The sequence below is a fragment of the Halolamina sp. genome, from assembly GCF_036626355.1.
Lineage (GTDB): Archaea > Halobacteriota > Halobacteria > Halobacteriales > Haloferacaceae > Halolamina.
This window is the reverse complement of sequence record NZ_JAZKRY010000003.1, coordinates 61,431-68,038: the sequence shown is the minus strand read 5'-3', so window position 1 is coordinate 68,038 and position 6,608 is coordinate 61,431. Positions and strand designations below refer to the sequence as shown.

Here is a 6,608-nt window from a genome sequence, read left to right as displayed (position 1 = left end):
GCGATCAGGACTGCCGCGTTCCGACCGGAAAAATGTACAGCGGTCGCTGCTTCGCTGGCGCCTCGAGAACGGCTCGCACGCGGTCGTCGGAGAAGGCGCCGACGGAAACAGTCGCGAGTCCGAGGGACTCGGCCTGCACGAAGAGGTTCTCACCGGCGTGGCCGGCCTCCATCGGAACGTACCGCTGACGACCCCGCTTTCCGTACTTCCGCGTCGTCCGTTCGTCGACGGCACACACGACGATGTCGATGGGAGCCGCTTCGACGTACTCCTGGTCGAGTGCAGCAGCCCGTAACTCCGACTGGACGCGCCCGGTCCTCCCGCGAGCCAGTTCGTGGTTCTCCGGTCGGTAGCGGTACACACCGCTCTCGAGGTCCTCCACACCGGGGGTGCCAACGACGACGTATACCTCGAGTGGATATAGCGCCCCGGCGCTCGGCGCCGTCCGATAGCCCGTCGTTCGTTCCGTGACACCCTGTGCTGCCCAGAGTAGCTGTCCGACTTCACGCCGTGAGAGGGGTTCATCACCGTACGCACGCCGCGATCGGCGGTTCGCGATCGCTTCCTCGACTGAGACGTCACTTTCCCCGCTCGGTGAGGGTAGTGGGACGGATTCGGCTCCTTGCCATCTTTCACCGCCGTCGGGCCGGGCAGTTCTGAACGCCCCGAAGACGAGATTCAGAAGCAACGACAGGCCCGCAATCACGAAAAACGCCAGAATCGTCCGCCGTGAAGGCTGCTCGATGGTCATCGGTATCCCGTGGGTGACCAACGGCGATACTCCCAACGACGGTCACTGCAGATTGCCAGTCTCCACCGTCTCCATGTGGGCGAGGAGGTCACGGAGCGTACACTCCGTGGAACTGCGTCTCGGCGAGGATCGACCCAGCCATCGCGGATTCGAGTTGGTCAGTTGTCGAAGCTGGACTGAGGTCGAGCTGTTGGTCGAGTGCGAAGAGTCGGAACCGGTACGTGTGTTCGCGATCCGGCGGGTTCGGGCCGCCGTACCCCTGTTCACGGTAATCGTTTCGTCCTTCAACGGCTCCGGAAGCATCCCAGTCCTCTGGAATCGTCGTGGTAGCCGGGTCGATGTTCCAGACTACCCAATGATCCCAGATTTTCCCAGCCGGTTCGACTGCATCCGGGTCGTCCATCACCAGGGCTACTGACTCGGTTTCGTCGGGTACACCGTCGATTTCGAGGGGTGGGTTCACGTTTTCCACCGTGTACCCGTACTTATCCGGGATCGGACCGCCGTTTTCGAACGCCGGACTCGTCAGTTGTGGGGTAGTCATTGGTCCTTTAACGAGTTGAGTTCGAACCGGCATGAAAACTGCCGGTTATTCTCAACGTGTTGGAACAGTAGTCAGCGCTACCGAAACAGTAGGAGTACCGCGTCCAGATGCTGAACGGCCCCGCTGAATCGGTTCCAGACTGTCGGCGTCCCTGTGAGGACATACAGAAACCCGACTATAGCCTCCAGATAGCAAAGAGCCCCAAGACGTACCGACACCTATGCGCAACCGGTCTCCCAGCGCTCGGTGGACGGCGGTTGCCGTTAGCACGGCCGTTCTCGTTCTCGCGTCGCTCGTACCATCGCCGTTCCGACGCCGTCGGGGATGGGAATGGCTGGGTCCGGACAAGTTCCTGCATCTCGTCGGCCACGCAGCCTATGCCGTGTCATTGGCGACCGCATTCAACACTGGTCGTTGGACTGACGGGGAGGCTGCGGCCCTCGCAGTCTGCGCCTCGACCATCCACAGCCTGGCAACCGGTCGGCTGCAGAAGTGGGTTCCCGGGCGTGCGTTCGAACCGATAGACGTCCTTGCTGGCTTGATCGGTGCGATCCTCGCCGCTTTTGGCTGGTACGCTGTGAACGATGCGCCGACCAGGAACTGTCTGTGAGAGGTCACAGCAGGCGGGGCAAAGACGGGTGAGTATCGTTCGTCCCGAGGGAGAGTAGTGGCGTCATAACGACCACGACCAGTCGGGCGGGCGCGGTGAACGTCCCGATTGTCCATGCTGGCTCGAGAACCGGGTTCTTGAGCCGGAAGGTGCTCCATACCGGTCCAGTGGCCTCGCTCAGCTCCGTACCCGGTCTCGCCAGGTCCCGTGCGGTGGTAGTCCAGTAGCCGAAGGTGGAACAGACAGGACCGGAGCGACCGACTGGTGGATCCGCCCCCGGTCACCGGGAGACCCACAAACCGTTAACTGGCAACCTCACAACATTCAGATATGCTCAGAGTCGGTGCACACGTCTCTATCTCGGATGGCTTCGAAGCAGCCGTCGAACGTGAGGTGGAGCTGGGCGGGAACTGTGGGCAGGTCTTCGTCGGGTCTCCCCGCGGCTGGGCTGTCAGCGAGGTCGACGAGACAGCGGCACAGGCGTTTCGCGACGCCGCCGACGAGCGGGACGTCGGCCCGTGGATCGTCCACGGCACGTATCTCATCAATTTGGCCACACCGAAGGATGACCTCGCGGAGAACTCTCTCGACTGCGTGCAGGCCGAACTCGACACGGCGGCAACACTCGGCATTCCGTACTACGTGTTCCACCCCGGCGCGCACACGGGTGCCGGCGAGGAAGCCGGGGTCGAGAACGTCGGTGAGCGGCTGTCGAAGGTCGACGTGCCGGGCGACGTAACCCTCCTGTTGGAGAACACGGCAGGAAAGGGAACCACCGTCGGCAAGCGCCTCGAGCAACTCGCCGAGATGGTCGAAACGTCGACCAACGGGTACGACGAGCTCGGTATTTGCCTCGACACCTGCCACCTCTTCGCCGCTGGCTACGACTTCACCGCCGAAGCAGCGATGGCCGAACTCGTCGAGGAAGTCGATTCGACCGTCGGCATCGAGAACGTCCACTACCTGCATCTCAACGATTCGAAACATCCGCTCGGCTCCGAGAAAGACGAACACGAGCATATCGGGGAGGGTGAAATCGGAGAGGCGGGCTTCCGTCAGTTCCTCACCCACCAGGCGTTTCGCGAGAAACCCATGGTCCTGGAGACGCCCGCAGACGAGAAAGGCGACAGCTGGAACATCGAGAAGGTACGGGAGATCCGCACAGAGGACTGATAGTGATTACTGCGAGTCTGTCCCGCCGTGACCATCCGTGTCGGTGATGGGAGCCCCTGAACCGGCGGCGTTCGACACCGTCGATGACACTATTCGCCGTAATCACTATGAGACGGGGTCCATCCCGCCGAACCGAGAACAGAGCGACGTTGTCGGGGGCGCCTACAACATCCGCTGGGCGATGGTGTTCCGAAGCACCTCGCTGGTCCCCTCGTAGATCTCGTTGAGTTTGGCGTCGCGGTAGTAGCGCTCGACGGGGAAATCCTTCGTGTAGCCGTAGCCGCCGTGGACCTGGATGGCCTCGTTGGCCACCTCCCGGGACACCTCGCTGGCGTGGAGTTTCGCCTGTGCGGCCTGCTTGATGTAGTCGTCGCCGGCCATCTTCAGGTCGGCGGCCTTGTGCATCAGCAGCTTCGCAGTCTGGATCTTCGTGTCCATATCTGCAAGCTTGTGCTGGATGGCCTGGAACTCCGCAATCTGCTGGTCGAACTGCTCCCGGTCCGTGGCGTAGTCCACAGCCTCCTCCTTGGCCGCCCGGGCGATGCCGACACCTCTTGCAGCGATGGAGATTCGGCCGCCGTTGAGCGTCTTCAGCGACTGGACGAACCCTTCGCCCTCGTCGCCGAGGCGGCGGGCTGCGGGGAGACGCAGGTCGTCGAAGCGGAGCTCGGCAGTTGGACAGCCTTTGTCTCCCAGCTTGTGCTCCGTGCCCTCGACGATGAAGCCGTCATCCTCCTCGGGGCGAACCACGAAGGAGCTGATCCCCTTGTTGCCCGCCTCCGGGTCGGTTTTCGCGAACACGATGACCGTGTCCGCGACCGAGCCGTTCGAGGTCCAGAGTTTCCCGCCGTCGATGACGTACTCGTCGCCGTCCTTCTCCGCGGCTCCGCCGCTCCGTTCCGAGGCGGTACCCGCCTCGCGTTTCTCCGCCTTCGTGGTCATCGCGGGCACGTCGCTGCCCGCGCCGGCCTCCGAGAGTGCGAACGCGCCGATATCCGTCCCTTCTGCGAGCGGCGTGAGATACTCCTCTTTCTGGGCCTGGTCACCGAACTCGTAGACCATGTTGCCAGCCAGTGAGGTGTGGGCCGCGACGATGGTTCCGAGCCCGCCCGAGCCCCGCGAGATCTCCTCGATACCGATGGCGTAAGAGTGGTAATCGAGGCCAGCACCGCCGTACTCCTCGGGGAACGGCATCCCCAGCAGACCCAACTCGGCCATCTCCGCGACCAGGTCGGCCGGGAACTCGTCGGTCTCGTCGATTTCGGCGGCGCGGGGAACGACCTCGTCGTCGACGAACGCCGCGACAGTGTCACGAATCTGTCGCTGCTCGGCCGTGAGGCTGAAGTCCATGGTTCAACCGAGTTCCGCGTCGCGCTTAGGGTTTTCTACCCTCCCATGGCGCCGCCGGATGGCTGCGTCGACGAAATTAGCCCTCCCAGAAAGGACGGGTTTCTGGCGAACTCGGGGGCTGAGGCCGCTTTGGAGAGACTTTTAACTCCCCTCGTCGTATGGACCCATAAACCGAATGCCCGGACCCGATCCTCGCCCGGACGTTCCCAACACGGACCTCGCGTGGTGCCACGAGGCCGTCCAGGACGTCTCGCGCACTTTCGCACTGACCGTCGACCTGCTGGATGAGCCGATGTCCTCCCACATCTGCCTCGGCTACCTACTCTGTCGCGTCGCCGACACCGTCGAGGACGCCTCACACATCCCGCCTGTGGAGCAGGCCGCGCTCCTGGGACAGTACAATGCCGCCCTCGACCCGGCCGACGAGGCCGATATCGAAACGTTCCAGGAGAACGTGAAGGGGTGGCTCCCCGAACAGGCCGAACGCGAGGCCGACTGGGAGGTCGTCGAGAGCGCACCGCGAATCGTGAGGACGTTCGAGGCGCTGCCGACCGACGTGCGCGAGGCGATCACGCCGCCCGTCCGGGAGATGGTCTCGGGCATGAGCGAGTTCGTCGAACGGTACGCGGCCGAGGGTGGACTCCGCCTCCAGAACCGTTCGGAGCTGGAGGACTACTGCTACTACGCTGCCGGCACCGTCGGCAACCTCATCACCAATCTGGTGACCCGCGGGGAGGTCGACCCGGCCCGCGAACGGACGCTCTACGACACCGCCGAGGAGTTCGGCCTGCTGCTCCAGTTGGTGAACGTCTCGAAAGACGTCTACGACGACAAGGAGCACGAGGACAACGTCTATCTCCCCGCCGAGTGGCTCACCGAGGAGGGCGTCGAGCAGGACAACGTGCTCGACCCGGGGAACACGAACGGGGTCGCTTCGGTCGTCCGCCGGACGACCACCCTGGCGCGGAGCTACGTCGACGGCGCCCAGACCTATCTCCAACACGTTCCGCTGCGGGACGGCAACACGTTAGAGGCGTGGGCGGTCCCGTTCCTCCTTGCTGTGGGGACGCTGCGTGAACTCCAGGAGCACCCCGAAGACGCGCTCACGGCAGCCGGCGTCAAAGTCTCCCGAGAGGAGGTGTTCGCCGTCGTCAGCGCGATGAGCGGCCGTGACCGGGACTCCCTCGCCTCGCTTCGCCAGCGCATCGCCGCCAAGCCGTTCCACCGCACGGCAACCGGCGTCGACTGATACTGCCGGACAGCAGTCAATACAGAGTTGCTCACCAGCCGCTAACCATCACACCAGGTGACGGCCGATCCACGGCGAGCGATAGTTGCATCGTTCTGTCCGGCAGTACGAAGCGGGCTCACCAGCAGAGTGACAGGATGTCTCACCGACCACAGAGCCACGTCGCTGTTGCTGTCTGGGTGAACGACGAAAAAACGTCGGAGCGAGACTGCCTCAGTCTTCCAGCGAGTCGGCGATGCGGCGGAGCTCCCGCGTCGCGTCACGCACTTCGTCGCGGAGCTGCCGGACCTCCCGAACCAGATCCTCGTTGACCTGACTGCCGCCGGATTCGCCGCGACCTTCGGCGCCCTGGCCGCCGGGACCGCCGCCCATCCCCGGCGGGCCGCCACCCATCCCGCCCTGGCCACCAGGGCCGCCGCCACCCATCATGCCGGACATCATCTGTGCGAACGGATTGCCGCCGCCACCGGGGCCTTCGCCGCCGCCCATGCCCGGCGGGCCGCCGCCCATCCCGTCCGGACCAGCGCCGGGGGCCTCGCCCTCCTCGCGCTCCTCTTCGCGGCGCTCGCGGATTTCCTCGACGCGCTCGCGGAAGGATTTCTCCTCGCTACCTTCCGCTTCCGTGCTCTCTTCGGCGGGCTCACTTTCCTCGTCAGCGTTTGCTTCGTCGTCTACCATGGTACGAGGTTCCGGGGCCACGGCGAAAAGGGTTGTTCCTCAGGAGCGGAGCAACAGTTGTGTGGCGAGCAGTTGACCATATCGCATGTTCGACTGGTCACCACCCTCGCCGTCACCGGTCGTCACGGCCGGCCTGGCGATCGGGTGGCTGCTGGCGTTCGCCTACTCGGTGTTAGTTCTCCAGAACATCCTGGCCGGGGTTCTGCCCGGCCTCATCATCGCGTCTGGCTACCGAAACGGAGCCCACGTCCGA

The 6,608-nt window shown here is 64.2% G+C and carries 7 protein-coding genes; 3 read left to right on the top strand and 4 right to left on the bottom strand.

Annotated elements, in window-relative coordinates; genetic code table 11:
* Nucleotides 1-4: 4 nt before the first annotated feature.
* Nucleotides 5-751 carry a SagB/ThcOx family dehydrogenase gene (locus tag V5A38_RS01060; RefSeq protein ID WP_332323891.1) on the bottom strand — a complete coding sequence of 249 codons (747 nt, stop codon included), beginning with the start codon at nucleotides 749-751 and terminating at the stop codon, nucleotides 5-7.
* Between the two features lie 88 nt (nucleotides 752-839).
* Nucleotides 840-1,295 (bottom strand): YbhB/YbcL family Raf kinase inhibitor-like protein, encoded by a 456-nt coding sequence (locus V5A38_RS01055; protein WP_332323890.1) that lies wholly within the window; start codon nucleotides 1,293-1,295, stop codon nucleotides 840-842.
* A gap of 220 nt (nucleotides 1,296-1,515) precedes the next feature.
* Between V5A38_RS01055 and V5A38_RS01050 the strand changes: the two genes are divergently transcribed.
* Nucleotides 1,516-1,905, top strand: coding sequence for a VanZ family protein (locus tag V5A38_RS01050; RefSeq protein WP_332323889.1), 390 nt, complete (start codon nucleotides 1,516-1,518; stop codon nucleotides 1,903-1,905).
* Nucleotides 1,906-2,235: 330 nt separating this feature from the next.
* Nucleotides 2,236-3,078 (top strand): deoxyribonuclease IV, encoded by an 843-nt coding sequence (locus V5A38_RS01045; protein WP_332323888.1) that lies wholly within the window; start codon nucleotides 2,236-2,238, stop codon nucleotides 3,076-3,078.
* A 162-nt stretch (nucleotides 3,079-3,240) separates the two neighbouring features.
* Here V5A38_RS01045 and V5A38_RS01040 read toward each other — a convergent pair whose 3' ends face one another.
* Nucleotides 3,241-4,428, bottom strand: coding sequence for an acyl-CoA dehydrogenase family protein (locus V5A38_RS01040; protein WP_332323887.1), 1,188 nt, complete (start codon nucleotides 4,426-4,428; stop codon nucleotides 3,241-3,243).
* A gap of 175 nt (nucleotides 4,429-4,603) precedes the next feature.
* On the opposite strand from V5A38_RS01040, the gene V5A38_RS01035 reads away from it, so the two are divergent.
* The gene (locus V5A38_RS01035) at nucleotides 4,604-5,677 is read left to right on the top strand and encodes a phytoene/squalene synthase family protein (protein ID WP_332323886.1); all 1,074 of its coding nucleotides are present in this window, start codon (nucleotides 4,604-4,606) and stop codon (nucleotides 5,675-5,677) included.
* 213 nt (nucleotides 5,678-5,890) lie between these two features.
* Here V5A38_RS01035 and V5A38_RS01030 read toward each other — a convergent pair whose 3' ends face one another.
* Nucleotides 5,891-6,355: a hypothetical protein gene (locus V5A38_RS01030; RefSeq protein ID WP_332323885.1), complete on the bottom strand. Its 465-nt coding sequence runs from the start codon at nucleotides 6,353-6,355 to the stop codon at nucleotides 5,891-5,893.
* Nucleotides 6,356-6,608 lie beyond the last annotated feature (253 nt).

What these genes read in the sequence shown, in the direction of transcription:
- V5A38_RS01050 (WP_332323889.1), top strand. Translation starts at nt 1,516, where the DNA reads ATGCGCAACCGGTCTCCCAGCGCTCGGTGGACGGCGGTTGCCGTTAGC.
- V5A38_RS01035 (WP_332323886.1), top strand. Translation starts at nt 4,604, where the DNA reads ATGCCCGGACCCGATCCTCGCCCGGACGTTCCCAACACGGACCTCGCG.
- V5A38_RS01060 (WP_332323891.1), bottom strand. Translation starts at nt 751, where the DNA reads ATGACCATCGAGCAGCCTTCACGGCGGACGATTCTGGCGTTTTTCGTG.
- V5A38_RS01055 (WP_332323890.1), bottom strand. Translation starts at nt 1,295, where the DNA reads ATGACTACCCCACAACTGACGAGTCCGGCGTTCGAAAACGGCGGTCCG.
- V5A38_RS01045 (WP_332323888.1), top strand. Translation starts at nt 2,236, where the DNA reads ATGCTCAGAGTCGGTGCACACGTCTCTATCTCGGATGGCTTCGAAGCA.
- V5A38_RS01030 (WP_332323885.1), bottom strand. Translation starts at nt 6,355, where the DNA reads ATGGTAGACGACGAAGCAAACGCTGACGAGGAAAGTGAGCCCGCCGAA.
- V5A38_RS01040 (WP_332323887.1), bottom strand. Translation starts at nt 4,428, where the DNA reads ATGGACTTCAGCCTCACGGCCGAGCAGCGACAGATTCGTGACACTGTC.